This window comes from Noviherbaspirillum album, from assembly GCF_035916955.1.
Taxonomy (GTDB): domain Bacteria; phylum Pseudomonadota; class Gammaproteobacteria; order Burkholderiales; family Burkholderiaceae_D; genus Noviherbaspirillum; species Noviherbaspirillum album.
The window spans coordinates 1-18490 of record NZ_JAWIIV010000064.1; the positions used below are offsets into that span (position 1 = coordinate 1).

General features: G+C 58.0%; 8 protein-coding genes and 8 pseudogenes. 8 read left to right on the forward strand and 8 right to left on the reverse strand.

Annotated elements, in window-relative coordinates; genetic code table 11:
* Window positions 1–1810, reverse strand: a 1810-nt coding sequence (locus RY831_RS31355) for a hypothetical protein (RefSeq protein ID WP_326510236.1), incomplete at its 3' end; no start/stop codon positions are given.
* Window positions 1811–2016: 206 nt separating this feature from the next.
* Window positions 2017–2202 (reverse strand): annotated as a pseudogene (locus RY831_RS31360) (transposase domain-containing protein); the annotation flags it as partial.
* Between the two features lie 126 nt (window positions 2203–2328).
* Between RY831_RS31360 and RY831_RS31365 the strand changes: the two are divergent.
* Together RY831_RS31365 and RY831_RS33475 are read left to right on the forward strand one after the other, a co-directional pair.
* Window positions 2329–2655: pseudogene (locus tag RY831_RS31365) on the forward strand (IS110 family transposase); the annotation flags it as partial.
* A gap of 66 nt (window positions 2656–2721) precedes the next feature.
* A pseudogene (locus RY831_RS33475) lies at window positions 2722–2997 on the forward strand (DDE-type integrase/transposase/recombinase); the annotation flags it as partial.
* A 105-nt stretch (window positions 2998–3102) separates the two neighbouring features.
* Here RY831_RS33475 and RY831_RS31375 read toward each other — a convergent pair.
* The 3 genes and pseudogenes from RY831_RS31375 to RY831_RS31385 form a co-directional block, all read right to left on the reverse strand.
* Window positions 3103–3663: pseudogene (locus RY831_RS31375) on the reverse strand (IS5 family transposase); the annotation flags it as partial.
* Between the two features lie 301 nt (window positions 3664–3964).
* Window positions 3965–9877, reverse strand: a complete 5913-nt coding sequence (locus RY831_RS31380; RefSeq protein WP_326510237.1) for a hypothetical protein — start codon at window positions 9875–9877, stop codon at window positions 3965–3967.
* A gap of 651 nt (window positions 9878–10528) precedes the next feature.
* A pseudogene (locus RY831_RS31385) lies at window positions 10529–10708 on the reverse strand (IS6 family transposase); the annotation flags it as partial.
* 471 nt (window positions 10709–11179) lie between these two features.
* On the opposite strand from RY831_RS31385, the pseudogene RY831_RS31390 reads away from it, so the two are divergent.
* The 3 genes and pseudogenes from RY831_RS31390 to RY831_RS31400 all read left to right on the forward strand — a co-directional run.
* Window positions 11180–11619 (forward strand): annotated as a pseudogene (locus tag RY831_RS31390) (transposase); the annotation flags it as partial.
* Between the two features lie 526 nt (window positions 11620–12145).
* A complete protein-coding gene (gene ltrA / locus RY831_RS31395; RefSeq protein ID WP_326510238.1) occupies window positions 12146–13402 on the forward strand; it encodes a group II intron reverse transcriptase/maturase in 1257 nt (418 codons plus the stop codon).
* Window positions 13401–14345: pseudogene (locus RY831_RS31400) on the forward strand (IS3 family transposase); the annotation flags it as partial. The gene ltrA and the pseudogene RY831_RS31400, both read left to right, overlap by 2 nt.
* A 74-nt stretch (window positions 14346–14419) precedes the next feature.
* Here RY831_RS31400 and RY831_RS31405 read toward each other — a convergent pair.
* Window positions 14420–14728, reverse strand: a complete 309-nt coding sequence (locus tag RY831_RS31405; protein ID WP_326510239.1) for a DUF2471 family protein — start codon at window positions 14726–14728, stop codon at window positions 14420–14422.
* 374 nt (window positions 14729–15102) lie between these two features.
* Here RY831_RS31405 and RY831_RS31410 point away from each other — a divergent pair, with 374 nt between their 5' ends.
* On the forward strand, window positions 15103–15240 hold the full coding sequence (locus RY831_RS31410; RefSeq protein WP_326510240.1) for a hypothetical protein: 138 nt from the start codon (window positions 15103–15105) through the stop codon (window positions 15238–15240).
* Window positions 15241–15514: 274 nt separating this feature from the next.
* Window positions 15515–16615, forward strand: a complete 1101-nt coding sequence (locus RY831_RS31415; protein WP_326510241.1) for an acyltransferase family protein — start codon at window positions 15515–15517, stop codon at window positions 16613–16615.
* Window positions 16616–16669: 54 nt separating this feature from the next.
* Here the strand turns inward: RY831_RS31415 and RY831_RS31420 are convergent, their stop codons facing one another.
* Complete coding sequence (locus tag RY831_RS31420) at window positions 16670–16870, reverse strand: hypothetical protein (RefSeq protein ID WP_326510242.1); 201 nt, start codon at window positions 16868–16870, stop codon at window positions 16670–16672.
* Window positions 16871–17160: 290 nt separating this feature from the next.
* On the opposite strand from RY831_RS31420, the gene RY831_RS31425 reads away from it, so the two are divergent.
* Window positions 17161–18195 carry a hypothetical protein gene (locus tag RY831_RS31425; RefSeq protein ID WP_326510243.1) on the forward strand — a complete coding sequence of 345 codons (1035 nt, stop codon included), beginning with the start codon at window positions 17161–17163 and terminating at the stop codon, window positions 18193–18195.
* A 131-nt stretch (window positions 18196–18326) separates the two neighbouring features.
* Here the strand turns inward: RY831_RS31425 and RY831_RS31430 are convergent.
* A pseudogene (locus RY831_RS31430) lies at window positions 18327–18490 on the reverse strand (amino acid ABC transporter ATP-binding protein); the annotation flags it as partial.

Genomic DNA, 18490 nt, shown 5'->3' on the forward strand with positions numbered 1-18490 from the left:
AGGCATCGATCAGGCCCCGCGTCTCGTCGTCCCAGTTGCTCTCGTTAAGTTCCGCAAATGTCAGGGTCGCCAAGGCGCCATGCCGGTAGTTCTTCTGGTGGGCCAGATGCGCCATCAGCGCATTACGCGGGTCTTGCAAGCCGGCAGCCGTCTGCCGGCTCTGGGACATCCCCTGCGCATAGCCTATCTGTGCCTCGCACATTACGTTGTTACTGCCTGTCGCCAGCCCCTGATCTGATGTCCGGCCGGTGGCGGACGCAGACATCTCAAGGTATTGCTGCGGCCGGATCGGCGTGGAGTAGAGTACGCCTTGCGTTTGCGGATCATCCAATGGATATACATTGGATTGCGTGGCATTGTGAAAACTGTCGCCCCAATGCCTTTCCCCAGTTCCCCGCCTCGCCTGCGATCGCTCCACAATGGCTCTATACAAACGTCCTCGGGCGTCGTTCCCATGCATTATCTCCACCAGATCCAAGTGCCCCTCACTCAGATCGTCCAACGGCACGAAGCCTTGGTTGGGCACATACGCACCCTGTGGATTCGACAGCGCCGGCGGCAGCACATGCCCTTGCCGCGGCATAAGTACCGCCACGTGCCGATTACCTTCAGCATGTGGACGGAGGTAAGCCTGCAGCGCGTCCCGTGCAGTCTCAAAGTGGATATTCGCCTGCGGATTCATCGAATCCAACACATACACACGTCCGTCCCGCCCATGGCGTACCAGTGTGACGAAATGTTGTGTGACAGCCTGACGGAACTCCTGTCCGCCTACTTCCACAATGGCCGTTCCGCTGTACTCAAGACGTTGGGCCAGCCCCTGCAAATCAGCCCCGGCACGTGCCTCCTCCCCCGGATTCAATATGAGGTCTACATCGTCCATTAGGATCCCGCGCCCATTCAGAAACTGCTGGATTTCGGTAAGGTGACTGCCCTGAAGGGCAATCCCCACTGTATTGCCCTGAAACGCTTGGTTGAGTGCATGCGACGCACAGGTATTGACAACAGTCCAGTCCTGGCTGGTATAGAGGCGTGAAGTCTGCGGCTGGTCTTCCACATACAAGCCGTCAGCTCGGGGCACCTGCGGCGCTTGTACCGACATACGTGCCGCCATTAATTCCTTGTCTGCAGCGGAGGGTTCGTCAGCAGAAAGATGAGCGGCATGCGTCAAGGGCATTGACGGGCCGGCATCTGAGCGGTGACGCGTTGGAGTCGGCGGCCTGGGTGGCGTGATCCGACGCTTATTTAGCGTTTGAGCATTGTTGAACGCCTCCAACAACCACACAGGTGCCTGTTGCGCCCGAGTGGCGGTTGGTGCGGCAACCGTGGCTTGTGAGTGGGGAAGTGCTGGGCCGAAAAAATTGACAACATAGTTCTCATTGGCATCAGTGCTCACCCGACTACGCATTTCAAACGATTGCAACACTTGGTTACTGTCAATACATAGCGTCACAACTGGCGATCTAGGATTCTGCTGTGAATCCTTGCGCGTATATGTGAGAACACGTTCTCCGTTCCATCTACCTTCTACCTTCCATACAGAAGGATTATTAACGATATTGCGCAATGCCTTGATGATGTACGTGTCCGGCAGCGAATCCACTCCGTCGCGCCTGCGCGGCGGCACGACAATGGACTCACTAGCCCCATGAGGTTGTCCGTCGATGCCCGGAATCACAAGCGTAAACTGATGGTTCAAGTCATTAGGAATTGCAGTGCTGGCCTGCGACGGTTGCACGGGTAAAGACGAGGGCATGGCCGGGTTCGTATAACTGGAGGGCGGCGAGGGCTGAATATGGTGTGGGATCATGTCATTTCGATGAGGTTATTAGACTGACCTCATGAGTGTCGTCAAAATACCACCGGTTCCAGCGTAAAGCTTAAATTTTTGAGCAGCCGGAAATTTTGATTCTGTTGCAGGCAAGGCCATCGCATCAAAAATGATTAGTTTTCAATGAGTCGCGTAAGCGCCCAGCCATTACACGTTGACGGAATGCCGAATCTACGAGCAGAGGTTCAGACGGGCGTCCAGCGATGCGGCAGCAGTTCAGTAATGCGACTGGCTGGTTGTGTTGGCAAGCGCTCAAGGATGTCCTTCATGTAGGCGTGCACATCATGGCCGTTCAGCCGTGCTGAGTGCAATAACGCCTTCGCCGCGGCAGCACGCTGCCCCGCCCGCAAACTGCCGGCGAACAACCAATTTCGGATAAATGGTATGGACGCCGCCTCCATCAGGCATAGGGGTTGAACAATCAATGGGACTCCTGCGCCTACGGCATCGATGTGCCAAAGTAGTTGTTCAACCACTTCAATGGCGAGGAGTCCGCTATGAATGCTACGACGATTGGAATTGACCTGGCAAAGCGTGTCTTTGCAATCCATGGGATAGATCAACATGGCAAAGTGGTGGTAAAAAGATCGCTGCGACGAGAGCAGATGGTTTCCTTTTTTACCAGGTTGCAACCATGCGAGATAGCAATGGAGGCTTGTGGCAGCGCTCATCATTGGGCACGCGAACTAGGAAAGCTAGGGCACCGCGTCAAACTGATCGCGCCGCAATTCGTCAAGCCTTATGTCAAAGGCAACAAGCATGATGCGGCTGATGCTGCGGCGATCTGTGAAGCGGCCACGCGACCGACAATGCGCTTTGTACCGGGTACGACCTGGCATCTGGATGAGGTCTTCGTCATAATCGACGGCGAACCGTATCTGCTGTGGTGTGCTGTCGATCAGCATGGGGTGAAGCTCGACATCCTGCAGCAGAAACGCCGCGACACCACGGCCGCCAAACGCTTCTTCCAGCAGCTGCTGGCCCACTATCCAAATGGTCCACGCAAGATCGTCACTGACCAGTTGCACAGTTACCCAACCGCGAAAGCAGAACTGCCTGTGCTTGCCGGCGTCAAGCATGTCTTCGTGAAGGCAGCGGCGCGGGTGAACAACCGGGCCGAGAACAGTCATCAGCCGACACGGGAACGCGAGCGCCGGATGAAGCGTTTTCGCTCACCGGGACGCACACAACAATTCTTGTCGAGCTTCGGACCGATCCGGCAGCATTTTGCGATCAGGCGTCAGCATCTGTGTGCCGCGCAGCTTCGTACTCAGCTCACCAGACGCTTCGCTGTCTGGCATGACCTGATCGGTGAGAGCCTGCGCGACGATCATGCCACTGTCGGCATCTACGGCCAGATGCAGCTTGCGCCAGCTGCGGCGCGACTTCGCGCCATGCTTTTCTTCCAGCCATTGGCCTGCGCCAAAGACCTGCAAGCCGGTGCTGTCGATCAGCACATGCAGCGGTCCCTTCGGCGCTGAAGTTGACTTCAATACCGGCAGTCCCATCCCACGCCGGCTGACCGTAGTGTGATCCGGCGCCGTGATCGCCAGGTGCATCAATGTCAGCACCGACTCCATCAAGCCTTCGGTTTGTCGCAGCGCCATCTTGAAAACGCTGCGCAGCATCAGACACGTCTCGATGGCGATATCCTCATACCGAGCCTGACCGTTTGGCCCGACGCTCTGCCACCGGCCCAGGACCGCATCTTCAATCCATAAGGTCAGGCTGCCGCGCCGCCGCAGTCCGGCTTCATACTCCGTCCAGTTCTGCACCTTGAACGACATCTTCGGGATATGGTGACGCCGCTCGTCGTTGTGCTTGTTTGGCATCGCGTGGGATCAGGAAAATCGAGTACCTATCGTACCATTTCCCGCTCTTCCATTTCGAAGTGCACCAACGCCCAAGAAAGGGCAACTAGACGGCACCGACGGGCAACTTGCGTCCGCCGCAAACCAGTTCTATTCTTTAGCCGCCTGAGCGACAACACTGCTCGCGTTCACTCGCGCGGGCTTCCTTATTGCAACAGAACCAATCGCATTCCCTTGGTGTTCAACACGAACATTCCTTCAGAATCCAAAAGCAGCAGTCTACCTCGGACAGCCAACGTCTTCGGTTAAAGCGACACAACCCTTAGCTCAGCGATGCGGCAGCGCGACCCGATGCCGCCGCATGCCGCACTGCATGCTCGGCATTCAGCGCCTGGTTCATCTTCGATTGCGCCCAGTTCATTCCTACCGCTCCAATACCCGCCGGCTTGCTGATGCGCTCGTTGCGCCGCTTGATTTCTTCGCTCAGCGCGCTCTGTCTTCCTTCTTCCGCCTTTTTTCGCGCTTGGTACACACTCTTGTTATCCTGCTTGGCTTCATAGCTTCCCTCAGTGTACACATGGATGGCAAAACGCAAGCCGGCTTCAGGGTAACCGGCCGTAATGCAGATATTCTTGAATTCCGCTTCGGCATATCGAAATCCATTCGTCACCGATTCCACCGTCCAGCCGCGCCGGGCCATCGCGGCAAGCATCGTCTCGACACCGCGTAGCACATGTTCATCCTTCCAGACCATGACATAACGAAGGACATTGTCCTTTCTGCCGTTGCCTATTGCGGAAAGCGCATCGGCTACCCGCTGCTGCATCGTGCGTTCCGGCACATCCTTCCATTTGAACCTTGCGCCCAGATCTTTCAATTGCCCCTGCGCCAGCGAGGCAATCGTTTGCATGTCGCTCATGATCGCGGGCTCATGTCTGAAGAGAGATTCCACCCACGCTGCCATTTCGGGGACGCTTCCGGAAGGATCGCCGCTTTCCAGCCGAGGGCGTTTCACGTCGCGTGGCGGCTGTATTTCTTCTGCTTCCTGTCCTGCTGTCCCCGACGGGCGCGGGCTGGTCCGCGGTGAGAAGAAATCCATCGCGCGCGGTCGCTTCCTTATCATGTCCAACACACTCTGTCTTGTCGTGGGACGGCCCGGTAACTGTCCGACGGCACTGGCTTGCGCCGGCTGCACCGCCGGCAACACCCCTGTCGGCGGTGCGGCCTGCGCCGGGACTGCCCGGGCTGCGTGGGATGGGCCCGCATCCGTCTCTGTGGCGGCCAGGCGTGACGTTGGTCGCTGCTCTGTGATGCGTTGCGCCCATTGCATATCGATCTTGCCGGCGCCGGCGGGTGTCGGCACCGACGACGCCAGCTTCCTCATCCTGGCCTCGAGCGCCGCCTTGTCCTCGCCGCCGGCCGCTTTGGCCCTCTGGTAATCGGAATGGGTTTGGTTCTTTGCCGTATGGCTTTGCTGCGTATGCAGCTGCACTTCAAACAGCACCGGTGCCTGCCGGTCATTCAAGGTCAGATGCACCGCCTTGTACGCCGCACCGGGACGAGCGAAGAAATTGCTGACGGTCTTGACGTCCCAGCCGCGTTGTGCGGCTTGCGCAAGAACGGTCCGGGTTTGTTCGGTGAACCTGTCCGCATCGAGAATCAGCGTGTAGCGCAAAGCGTCCTTGGTGTCGGCCTCCCGGAGGCTGGCGAGCGACTTGCGCCGTGTTGTCCATTTGTTCAGCAATTCCTCCCGGGTCTTGGTGTGCTGCTCGAGATCGACCAGCATGCTGCCGTCGAGCTGCTGCGTGATGGCTTGCATGCCCTCGGTGATGCGCGCCGCGTGCTTTTGCACATGCTGCAGCAATGCCTCGGCGTGTTGCAACAGCACATCGGGATTGTCCGTGCTGCCCGAGGGCGCAGGCGCATGCCGTGCGGGCCCTGGAGGCGCGGGCGCCGGGGCAACTGTGCCCGGCAGGCCGGCACGGGGCCTGCGCTGCAGTGCGTGTTCCGCGCCTCGGGTCTTGTCCCGGGAGCCCGGCTGCCCTTGCGCCTGTTTTTGCGCCTGTCTTTCCAGCGCCTGCCGCCTCACTTTTTCCAGCACACCGCTCCGGCTTGCCGCGTCGAGCCCGATTCCCATGATCCTTGCGGCCATCGTCGGATTGTTCTGCAACTGCTGCTGCACCTCCGGCACGTCCACCTCACCTTTGGCAATACGGCCAGCAAACCATTTCATGTAGGGCGGCCGGGCTTGCGGATAGAGCTTATTGATCGTCGTCTCCATCTTTTGCAGTGCGTGCTCGTAGGCCTCCAGGCCGTAGGGGGCCTTGAACGCATCCGTGCCGCGCTTGATGATTTCGGTCAGTAGCCGCTCCATCGTCACCAGTGGTTCTCCCGGCACATAGCTCAGGCTTGACTGCGGCCGAGCGTCCAGGATCTGCATCGGCAATCGCTTCAGCATCTTATCGAGGCTGTCTTCGACCTCCTCAAGTTCTTCCTTATCGGCGTCACCGCGCTCGGCCTCGCCCCAGGCCACTTGCGCATGCCGGGCCCATCGCCGCAGCAGGGCCCGCAGGCTGTCGACTTCGCCGCCGATTGATGAAAGAAGCCGCTCGCTCATGTTCTGCTTGTACGTGTCGAGTTGCTTGCCCAGCTCGACAAGCTGGTCGACTTTTTGCGCGCTCCATGTCTGCGCAGCCGGCCCAGTCTGGGCATCGTCATTTTCCAGGAGCAATCCTCGCAGCAATCCGACCACGTCTGCCGGCAGGCCTTCATACACCTGGAGCACGACTTCCTCTGCGAACGCCAGCTTCTCCTGCGCCCTGAGCGACCCGACGCGAAACTGCAGTGTCGAGGCCTTTCCCAGGAGCGGCTTTTTCGCTGCCTGGATTTCCAGAGTGCGGCTGGCCGAATAAAAGCCGCTCTCCGCCGTGATGGCCGCATGAAAAGTCTTGGGCGCCTTGAAGTCTCTTCCCTCGCTTTTACTTGCCAGGCGCTCATCGGTCTGCCGCTGCATGGCATTTTGCCTTCCCGCCAGCTCGGTCAGCTCCGGCATGCCGGACAGCACGAAGGCCGCGTCGCCGTCGAAGTCGCCTCCCAGCGTGGCCTGCAGATTGGCATCGACTGCCACCGCCGAGCCGGGCGCCCAGGCTTCCGTGACCATCAGCACGCCGATGCCGTCGAACTGCTCATCCGTCGTGGCGCGGCGCTTGGACTCTGTCCAGCTGCTGGCCGATTTGATGTCATTGGCCGACATAACAATATCGACCGGCCATTTCCAGTCTTCGTCCCTCACTACCACCAGCACGCCCTTGGCGAAGATGAGCTCTTTCCCGCCGGCGGCCGTCATGCGCGACTGCACCGACCCGTATTGCAGCGACACGCTCGTCTCAAGCAGCTGCTGCGTCACCTTCACCCGTTCGCTTCGAGCGCTGACCATCTTCGCCTGCTGCAGCGAGCGGATGCTGTCGTACGGCGCACGGCCGACGAGCACATGACCGTCGTCGTCATGCCCATTGCCGCCGCCGTCGCCCCGGTCGTTGCGCAGCAGCTGCGGCAGCATGATCTGCCCGCCGGCCGGGGCGTTGGCCATCGGCCATGCGATCCGGCTCGCCCCCTTGACGCCCGCCGTAGTGATCAACTGGTAGACGTCTTCGACGCTGACAGTCTCGGCCGCGGCCAGCCGTTGCGCTTCTTGCCTGGCCTGCGCATTCAACTTTTCGGCCGCGCCATCGTCCGCGGGCAGATGCTGCATTGCCTGCGGCGCCAGCCTGGCATTGGGCTTCCGGCCGCCATAGGGTTCCAGCCCGTCAGCGCGGCGCATTTTCTGGTAGAAGCCTGCCTGGCTGATGAGGCTTTCGCGGATGAATCCCAGTCCGTCCGTGGGCTGCACCAGCCCCAGCACGTAGGGATGCGGATCATCCCCGACGCGGTCCGGACAGACAGCAATCCTGAATCGTCCTTCCAGCACATGGTCTGTCGGTTCGAGCTTGATGCCCGAGATCGTCGGCGGCGAGGGCATTAACGCCCGCTGCGCATAGTAGTAAGCTTCCCGGAAGGGAAATAGGGCACGCATGAAGTTCATCCAGGGCGCGTCCTGCCGCGTGTCGGCCAGTCGCACCGCCGCCATATAGCCCGCGTTGCGTGACTGGCGACCTTCGATGGCGCGCTGAACGACATCCCCGACGGTCAGCGCCTCGCCTTTCATCTTGCTGCCTCCCAGCACATCGATCCGGCTTGCCAGCTTCTCTCCCTGATCCTCCAGGTAGATAATGCGCTGCAGCAGGAAGCGGCTCAGCTCCGCCTGCTGCGGCAGCTGTACATAGCGGATCGGCAGGCCCGTGATTCGTCCCCATAGCGAATAGCGCTGCTCCTGTCTCGGCGAGCCATCCTGCAGCAGGGGCTTGCCGTTAAACGCGTAATAACGCACCGACGTCAGCCCGGCCTTCGGCATGGAAGGTGCATGGTCCATCTCGTTGAAGACCGCATCATGGTCGAAGTCGGTCCATTGTCCCGCCGTCTCGCCGTCCAGGCGGCGCGCGATCAACTGGTCCAGAATGGAGTTCGGCTCGCCGTGTTGCGCCGCATCCATGCGCGCAACCAGGTTCCAGCTCGCCAGCGACATGTCGGCCGTGATCAGCGACTCGACTCGAGTGTATGTCTCCTGCAGCCACGCCTTGACCCGCCCCAGTGCATCCAGGCGCTGGGCCTTGCTGAATATCCTGCGGTTGCTTAGGTGCGCCACCGCCGTGGAATAGGTCTTGACGATCTGGTACAGCGTATAGGCAGGCAGGCGAGTGCCGCAGGGCTCTCCTTCGGAGGTAACGGCGCTTGACGACACGCCTTTGTTGCCGGTATGGGCCAGATAGCCGTCGAGCTTGCGGGCCGTGATCGCCTGCAAGCTTTGCCCGGACGGCATCTCCACGCCCGTGAGCAGCCGCAAGGCCTCTTTGCGAGCGGTCAGCGTGGAGAGCATGGGCTGTAGCGCCAGGCAAGCGTTGCCGATGGTTTCGAGGTTTTCAGTGCGCAGGCCGCCGGCAAGCAGCTTGCGCAGATGCTGCAGGCAGGGCGTCGCCAGGCGCGCCGATTCGTCAAGCAGTCGGGCGCGGTCGAGCGCGACGAGCAGCATGGCAATATGTTGAAGCTGGAAACCGTCCAGCCTGTCGGGTTGATCGGCAAGCACATTGCAGATGCTGCGCAGGCCGGTATGGGCACAATCGAGTGCTTCGGCGGCATCAGTGCTCTCGGCGCTGTGCGCCCACACGGCCAGCCAACCCAACCCATTGCCGATCTGGGCGTAGTTCTTTTGTGAACAGGCCTGCCACCAGGAGGGAGTGACCACTCGCATCAGGGAAATGATGCGTTGGCGTGATGCGGCGCCGTGACTATCGTCGTCTATCAGCCGGCATAGGCCGTTGATCGAGTTGGCAATGGCTTGACTATTGAAATCTTCAGCAATCGTGCCGGCCGACATATTGGCAATACTGTCTGCAAACCGGTGCAGCGCTTGCCTGCAGACGTTGCCATGCGTCTCATGGTCGACCAGCTTGCTCAGGCCGTTGATCGAGTTGGCAATGTGCTGACCGTCAAAGTCTTCAGCTATCGTGCCGGTCGTCATATTGGCAATACTGTCTGCAAGCCGGTGCAGCGCTTGCCTGCAGGTGTTGCCGTACGTCTCATGGTCAACCAGCTTGCTCAGGCCGTTGATCGAGTTGGCAATGTGCTGACCGTCAAAGTGTTCAGCTATCGTGCCGGCCGTCATATTGGCAATACTGTCTGCAAGCCGGTGCAGCGCTTGCCTGCAGACGTTGCCGTGCGTCGCATGGTCAACCAGCTTGCCCAAGCCGTTGATCGATTTGGCAATAGCCTGAGCATCAAATTTTTGAAGGACGTTTACATCAATACTCGCAATCTCCTCTCCCAGGCGTCCGATTCCGGTGCGACATGCGGCTGAGGCGAGGTACTTGGAAAAGGCATTGCACAACAGACCGTAGTCACGTCCCTTTTTGAACGTGGGGGCCGTGCTGCCGCCTTGCGCTCTACTGGAGTTCTGGTTCAAATAATATTGCGCCGCGTTCGACAATATGTACTTCAACTGGCAGACATGGTCACGCGCACGCTGGCGGTTCGGGTTATAACGCTCGGCGTATTTTTCCGCCCAGTAGATCAATCCGTGTCCGGACAGATTAACGTAAGCAACATACTGCCCGACGGCCAACTGCTCCGGCGCAACCTTCATCAGATCCTCGAATTGCTGGCTGTCCTGCCAGCCCCTGGACCTATCTCTGGATCTAGTTCTTACAAGATGGTCAAACAACTGTCGAATACGCAAGTTGTCCATCGTGAGTTGGCCGAAGTCTCGCGGCTTCATGGGGGGCGGGAAGTCGCTGTTCAGGGCCGTGACGGTCTGCCCCGCGCCCATGCGGGAGATTGCCGCCTGTGACCTGCGTCGTGCCGGATGGCGTCTGTTATCGAGCAATTGTCGCGGTTCTTGGGAAACGGATGTCGATAGATGCGGTGTCTGGGTTTCATTGCCGGCAGCGTCCCCCCCGCTCTGCAGGAATGTTCGGTAGCAAAGGCGGCAATCGGCTTGAAGATGGAAACATTGGAAAGACGAAAAAGTAACATTATCGGAGATCAGGGCATGCTGGCTCTGTTTGGAACAGCATGAGTAGCGCAGTCCTGGCATTAGTTCCATTGCCTGCGTTGCTTCATACGCTACCAACTGGTTGCGGGTTTTTCTGGCAATCGAATTTGTCTGTAACCCGCAGCCGGCTGCGGTTTTCTTGAAGAGGCGTGCGCCAAGCTAAAAACCGGTCGCTTTGGCGGTCGAGATGGAAAAAGCCAGCAATGGCAGTGGATTCACACGCAGTTAAGTCTGGCGCAGTTCGAGCATCTTGAGCGACCAGCAGTGGATGGTGGTGTGATCGACGAACACGCCGCGCTCGTCCATGATCTCCTCAATGTGCCGCAGGCTTAACGGATAGGCAACTTACTAGCGCACGCAGGTCAGCATGACCTCCAGCGGATAGTGCAAGCGCTTGAGCACTTTGCGTAAGGCCTCGTTCATCGGGAATTCTTTCGCAATCAAACCGACCACTCTAGCAGAACCGGTTTACTGCTACAAAACCCCTAATCGTGCTGTTCAAGGCCCTGTCGCTCGCAAAAATAGTCGAGGACTAGGAAGCGCTCCTGCCGTGGCGGTTTAAGGACAGAAGAAGCTTATGCTCAAAGACTTACGGTTTTTTTCCATGGTGCATCTGGAAAGTCCGTTTCAGAATCTGTTTGTTGTTCTCTAAGCATTTGGGCCGCTAGTTCTGGATCGATAGTAGTGTGAACCACACCGGATTTTGTGGAGGCGCCAACATTTAAGAGAATGGTGCCATGAACAAAAAACAGATCAAGTTTTCCCCGGAAGTTAAGGAGCGCGCAGTACGCCTGGTGCGCGAGCAGCGTAGCGAGCATCCGTCGATGTGTGACCTTGCCCCGATTTCACGTACAGCAGGAAATTTGGTAATTTTCTGTCTGTACGGAGGGAGTAATGGAAGAGAAATCAGTACCGAAACGGCAATACACGGAAGAGTTCAAGACTGAGGCGGCACGCTTGGCCGAGTCTGTCGGCCAGCATGAAGCGGCACGCTGACTTGGAGTGCCGGTCGCAACGCTGGACAACTGGGTGCGAAGGCAACGCAAAGGACAGCAACCTGCCCGGGCAGATACGGCTACAGTACCCAAGCGCCCGGTGAGCGAACTCGAGGCGGAGAACAGCCGGCTGCGCAAAGAGCTCGCCAGCGCCAAGCTCGATATCGAGATCCTCCGAAAGGCGACGGCATACTTTGCAAAGGGGTCGCGGTGAAGTATGCCTGGATTGACGCCCACCGCGACGGGTACAGTATCAGCAGATTATGCCGGGTAATTGGCGTCTCACGCAGCGGGTATTGCCAATGGCGAACGCGGCCGCTTAGCGACCGGNGTGTGTCACGAACGCAAGCGTGAGCTTGCGGTGCTGTACTGAAGATGGGAGTAGGCCTCCCGGAGTCGGCCTGCAGGGGCAGGCTTCAAACCACCCGGTGCTGCTGCGTTCAAAAGACGTGGTAGTGAGCGACCGTGGAAACGTCATTCGGATAGGATGGCAGGTGAGTATTGAGAAGTTGAGCGAAAGCGAACCGACCGATGACGCATCGTTAGTGCTACAAAGTACTGTCAAAACCGCAGATTAGTACGCTTTGCGGGATGAATCGGGACGAGACCTGCTTACGGGCCCGGTGGCAGTCGGTGTAAAGGCGGCAAGAGCTCAATACAGGCTTCGGTATGGAACGTGAGAACCTTACCTCGGATGCAAAGGGAAATGACAAATGGCAGACACCATAAGGAAGAATACCGATGCCGGGGCAAGGGGCGGAGCTGCCCGTAGTAGTGACGAAGCCCTTGTAATGAGGGTGGAGCGAAGGGGCAGCGTTATCCGGCTGAAGACATGTCGCCAACTGGCTTGGCTGGGATGAGTGGCATGGATTCAGCGAAATCGTACAACATTGCAAAGCGAGACGTGTGGGAAGCGTACCAGCTGGTCAAGGCTAACCGCGGCGCTGCCGGCGTGGATGATGAAACCATCGCCATGTTCGAGCAGAATCTATCGGGCAATCTCTACAAAGTGTGGAACCGGATGTCGTCGGGGTCGTACCTTCCGCCGGCGGTGAAGCAGGTAGAGATCCCGAAGGCTACTGGTGGCACAAGAAAGTTGGGTATCCCTACGGTGTCTGATCGAATAGCCCAGACGGTGGTAAAACAAATGATCGAGCCGATACTCGATCCGGTGTTCCATGACGATTCTTATGGGTACCGGCCGGGCAAGTCGGCGAAACAGGCGATTGCGATAACGCGCAAGCGTTGCTGGCAATATGACTGGGTCGTTGAGTTTGACATCAAGGCGGCGTTCGATCAGATCGATCATGCCTTGCTGATGAAGGCAGTACGAGGTCACATCAAGGAGAGCTGGATCCTGTTGTACATCGAACGGTGGCTAACCGCTCCGTTTGAGACTGTAGAGGGGGCACAAGTGCCTCGTATGCGGGGTACACCACAGGGCGGAGTAGTCAGTCCCATCTTGATGAACCTGTTCATGCACTATGCATTTGATCTTTGGATGAAGCGGAAGTATCCCGGGTGCCCATTTGCGCGCTATGCCGACGATGCGGTGGTTCACTGCCGTAACGAGGCACAGGCCAAATTGCTTATGCGAGCAATCGCAGCACGGCTGGAGGCCTGCGGATTGACGATGCATCCAGAGAAATCGAAGATTGTGTATTGCAAAGACAGTAATCGTACTGGCAAGTATCCGAACGTGCAGTTTACGTTCCTGGGTTTTACGTTTCGGCCCAGAGGGGCGCAGAGCAAGCACAACCGGCGATTTACCAGTTTCCTGCCGGCGGTGAGTAGTGCAGCGCTCAAGCGAATGCGAGCGAGGGTGCGAGAGTGGCAGTGGGCACGCCGTACCACGACGACGCTGGCTGAACTTGCTGAGCAATGTAACCCGACGATCCGGGGGTGGTGGAACTACTATGGGGCCTTCTATCAGGTGGCGATGCACGGCTTGTTTCGTTATATCGATGGCAAGCTAAAGCATTGGTCTCGGCGCAAATACAAAACGCTCGCGCGGCGCAAGCAACGTAGTGTGGAGTGGCTGCGTAAGATGAAGACGGTTGATCCATGGAGGTTCTTTCACTGGCGACTCGTTGGGGACGATTGGGTAACGGGAGCCGTATGAGGCGAGAGTCTCACGTACGGTTCTGGGAGAGGCTTGGGGCGAAACTCCCCAGGTCTACTCACCTTGCCAGGGAGTCGCTGCCCGGTACGCGCAATTGAAGGCAATGCGACTCGAGTATGCGGTTGCGCTGCTGTGCCGTGTCTTTGGCGTGTCGCGTCGTAGCGGTTTCTATGCCTGGCTTGAACGTAAACCGTCAGAGCGCGCGCAATCCGATGAGCGACTCAAGGTAGTACATCGCCAGAGCCGTGAAACCTATGGTGTTCGGCGTGTTCAGCCTGAGCTGATGGCACAAGGATTCTTTGCCGGACGGGATCGTATTGCTCGCCTGCGGCGTGAATTGGGGTTGCGCTGTCGGCAAAAACGCAAATTCAAGGCCACCACGAATTCAAACCATGACTTGCCGGTAGTACCGAACCTGCTGGAGCAGCGATTTGAATCTACAGCACCAAACCAAACCCGGGTCACTGACATTACGTATTTGCCGACCCAGGAGGGGTGGCTTTATCTGGCTGGCGTCAAAGACGTGTTCACCTGTGAAATTGTGGGATATGCCATCGGTGAACGCATGACGCAAACGTTGACGGCAAAGGCGCTATGGCATGCAGTACGCAACAAGCGGCCACCTGCTGGCGTGATCCATCATTCGAACAGGGGCAGCCAATATTGTGCGTATGACTACCGCATGCTGCTCAAGCAGTTTGGCATGAAGGCCTCGATGTCACGTAAAGGCAATTGTTATGACAATGCCCCAATGGAAAGCTTCTGGGGCAGCTTGAAAAATAAGCTGACGCATCACCATCAGTTCTAAACCCGTGCGCAGGCGAAGGCTGCAATCCAGGAGTACATCGAAATTTTTTACAACCGCCAGCGGCGTCACTCACGCCTTGGCTATGTATCGCCTGCGGTGTTTGCCGAAACCTTCAAACACTTACAGGCCGCTTGAGACGCGAGTGTCCATCATTGACAGTACAGGTCACAACCAATAAATGCTGATGTGTTCGGCCACCTTCTCCTGCGTCAATGGCAGACATTGTAAGCGCGGTGAATGGTTGTCAGCGCGACCGGCAGTTCGTCGTACCCGTCAAGATCGGCGGGCTGATTGATGCGCGGCACATAGCCCCATTCGGAAGATGTTGCCATGCGCACATAATCCCATTCGAGGTCGCCGGCCTCCTTGAGGGTGGCCAGCGCTTCCTTCTCGATTTCGTGGATAAGGCGCCAGGTCAGGACCCGGCCCGCAGTGCGGTGCCGCTCGGCGATCGGAATCACGGCGGCGGCAAGGCGCTCTTTGGCGGCGTGGAGTTTATAGACTTCGAACAGCTTCATGGTGATATCGACTGCTTATGCTGTATGGGCATACAGTATAAGGCACTTTGTTTGGGTACGCTCCTATAGACAGCATCCAATCTGCTTTGTTGCACACAGGCCATAAATAGCCTCGAGGCCTTATCCACCCTTGCCATTCATGCATCTTTCAATTTGATAGAGATGCGGAACAGATACAGGGCCGAAGCCACTCATTGGTAGGTCGCACCGCCGCGTACGCGGCAAATCCGTTCCGGTCACCGGAGTTGTACACAAAAAAGCGTTGCTTTTTTACGTCGCTAGCACGGAGATGTGCCGTGGATCACAATGCATGCGGTAACCGTTTTTTATACTGGGACGACGTCGTATGGTCGCGACGCCGGGAAAGAGAAATCATGGAACATTTATTACATCAGGAATCCAAAGAGGGCCGTCGCACCGCCTTGTTCAATCTGCGCCGGGTACAAACCGCCGCCTGTGTCGGCGTCACGATCGGCGCGGGGATTGTAGCGTTGATGCTCAAGGCGATCTGAGCATTCATTTTTCGCAACGTGATCCGGACAGGTGCGGGCTGACTCCGTGAAGGCAGCCTAGCGTTTTACCGGGAAGGGCGGAGAGCGCGGACAGGAGCAGCGAGGGTGGAAGATCAGGCATGGTCGCATTGCAACTGACCATGGAGGTTCGTTTCGGGCACATAGTTTTGCGAAGAAAACAGGGAATTGTTTGCACAGGAGCAATTGCCCGGGATGCATGAGAAAATGACAGGTTTTTCCATGTCAATCCCGACGCGCACGCACGACTGCTTCGATGCATCATTTTCGCTTACTCGACATTCTCCGAATCGCTGCATTCAACCTGATCGTCCTTCATCATCTGGCCTTCTACGGGCCGATGGCGGACCATGTCCGTCCGATATTGCCCGATCTGATTGACTGGCTGGCCGGCTCGGCCCGCATCGTCGTGCAGATCTTTCTGGTCATCGCCGGCTTCCTTGCCGCCCGGTCATTCTGTCCGCATGGCGTGCCGGAAAAAGTGAGGCCGCTTCACGCCGGCATGCGGCGTTTCCTGAAATTGGCTCCTTCGTTTACCGTGGCAATGGGACTGGCTGTCCTTGGCTCCATGCTGGCCTCACTGTGGATGGCTCATCCTTCGCTGACTCAATTTCCCGACTGGAGCCAGGTCGCGGCCCATGCGCTATTGCTGCATGGCGTATTCGGGATCGAATCCTTGTCGGCTGGGGCCTGGTATGTCGCAATCGACTTCCAACTCTATCTGATGCTTGCTTGCTTGATGCGTTTCGCTTACGGCAGCCCGGGTAATTCTAGTGCGGCAAAGCGCCTTGCCGCCGCTGTCCTGTTGACAGCCGGGATCGGCGCATCGCTGTTTTATTTCAACCTTGATGCGGCCTGGGATGTCTGGGCGGTTTATTTTTTCGGCAGCTACGGACTCGGCGTGCTGGCATGGTGGACCGCCGAGGCAAAGAATTCCGCCTATCGCACCGCCGTCATGCTGGGGCTGATCGTTCTCCTAGGGGGGCTGGCCCTGGAATTCGAGTTTCGCAGCCGGATTGCACTGGCCCTGGCGATTGCCTTGCTGCTGGCGGTGGCGTACCGGTTTCAGACCGTACGGTCAGCACGCGCATGGCCGGCCGTGCAGTATTTCGGGCGCATTTCCTACGCGGTTTTCCTCGTGCATTTTCCAGTCTGCCTGCTGGTCAATGCAGCATTCACGCGTTTTGGGGAGGCATCCGTTGTCGTGCAGGGTTGCGGCATGCTGGTCGCATGGTGCGCCAGCATTGCCGCCGGTGGCGCATTTCACCGCTGGATAGAAATTCCGCTGGGAAGCCTGGTCGGACAGGACCGCCTAAAAGGAAGTGCGGCGCGACTGACCTCGCCGCTGACGGCCTGATTCTTGCGCCGCGAAAGCGCTGATGCCCGACCGGCCATCATGGCCGTCGCATCATCATGGCTGCGCCGGATCATCCGGATCGGTGTCCGCGGGGCGTAGCTTTTCCATGTCTTCACGGCTGACGCGGGCGGGGCGATGCGGATCGATGCCGGCTTCATCTTCCGGAAGAATATGCTGGTCGCCTGATTGCTTCTGCTGCATCTGATGGCGGTCCGCGGACTGGGTGCGGTCCCGGTTGGGGGAGGTCATTGTCATCGTGGCTCCTTGTAGCTGATTGGACAATGTGCGACTCCGGATAACCACATGCAAGCTTCATGCGTCCGGAGCGCACAGCGCTTATCGGTTAGAGAAGCATGCCCTTTCCGAGTTCTGAATGTCTTCGCCAGGTATGGCGCTTGTCGGGTGCGCTTGTGCGCGTCGAGGATGCGCCGACTCGACGACTCTTCCGCATGGAACCGAACGGCACGTCCTGCCACCAACAGCGGCAATTGATGCATCCACTCCGCTTGAGCCCATGCCAAGCACAATTTCTAGACAGGAAAACAATGTCCAGCATGTCCAGACTCGGCAGCTTCTCGACCCCTAACCTTATTGATACCAGATATGACGAGGTGAAGCGCCGCCATCGCGATGATTGCGGCAACCAGACGGCCCTTGCCACGTCTCATGGCCCGCTCGAGCAGCAGGCGAGACGCCCGCCAGCGGCGGAGCGGCTCATGGAGAGGAGTACCGCCGTGCGGATTCGACGATCTGCTTCCATGCAAGTCATGCCGGCTTCGGGGAGCCGCAAAGAAAATCAGGTTCCGGACTCCTTGCAAGAGTTGCTGGGAAATTTGGCGATGCTGAACGACCATATCTCCGGCGTGAAATTCAAGCCTGATGAACGTAGGCGCCAGATAAGGCGCGAGGTCATGCATGCCCAGATCCATGAATTCAAACTCGATAAACGGCTGGAGCGGATTCTCCATGCAATGTACAAGGCGAAGAATGACTTGAAAGAGGAAAAGGATCGCAGCCCGGCGGACGATGTCTTCAGGCAGGCAGTACAGCACGCGGTGCAGTTTGGTTCATCGACGGAAAACACTACGGCCTTTGAAATCTTCAAGAATAAAAACAAGAGCCGGCATGGCATGAGCGACACCGCCGCAGCCTTGGCGGCCGGAGCAAGCGTGCTGGCACTGCCTGTTGTCCGTGCCGTTCATAAACTGACTCCGAATTTCATCCTGCAAAGGAGGCATGGGAATCAATACACAACCGGGCTTGCTGCCGGCATGAATGCAGCACGAGGACATATGCAACCCGCCGCTCGAACAGATTCCGCCAATGAGGTAGCTCATGCCGGCGTCGATATCGATGCGCTCTTCGGAATCCCGAGGGATTCCATTGCATCGAGGAACGATGAATACGTTGTAGAAGGCGATCAGCCTCCTGGACAGAGATTGAAGAGAATCTGCAAGCTCATGAACGAGCAGGGAGCGCCGGCGGCGCTGGCAGCGATGGATATTGACGACGCAATCGCTCTAAGCGAATTCAAGGGCGGCATCAATCAATTGAAAGAGATGATGGAGGGCTCGCGTTAAGGAGGACTCGCTTCAAGGAGGGGAAACATCTTCCGCCAGGCGCATCCGAACCCGAACGGAGCCCGTGCCATGAGCGAGGTTCACTCGATGGCACAGGCTCCGCCGCTTACATTACATGCAAGTCAAGGCGTTCAGTGCGTGATGATTTTTGCCAGGAAGTCGCGTGCCCGCTCCGAGCGTGGATTGCCGAAGAACTCGTCCTTGCTGCAGTCATCGACGATGTAGCCGCGGTCCATGAACACCACCCGGTTGGCCACCTTGCGCGCAAAGCCCATCTCGTGCGTGACCACCATCA

Coding starts and splice junctions, on each gene's coding strand:
- RY831_RS31380 (WP_326510237.1), bottom strand. CDS start 9,877: ATGAAGGTTGCGCCGGAGCAGTTGGCCGTCGGGCAGTATGTTGCTTAC.
- RY831_RS31425 (WP_326510243.1), top strand. CDS start 17,161: ATGTCCAGCATGTCCAGACTCGGCAGCTTCTCGACCCCTAACCTTATT.
- RY831_RS31405 (WP_326510239.1), bottom strand. CDS start 14,728: ATGAAGCTGTTCGAAGTCTATAAACTCCACGCCGCCAAAGAGCGCCTT.
- RY831_RS31420 (WP_326510242.1), bottom strand. CDS start 16,870: ATGACAATGACCTCCCCCAACCGGGACCGCACCCAGTCCGCGGACCGC.
- RY831_RS31415 (WP_326510241.1), top strand. CDS start 15,515: ATGCATCATTTTCGCTTACTCGACATTCTCCGAATCGCTGCATTCAAC.
- ltrA (WP_326510238.1), top strand. CDS start 12,146: ATGGATTCAGCGAAATCGTACAACATTGCAAAGCGAGACGTGTGGGAA.
- RY831_RS31410 (WP_326510240.1), top strand. CDS start 15,103: ATGGAACATTTATTACATCAGGAATCCAAAGAGGGCCGTCGCACCGCC.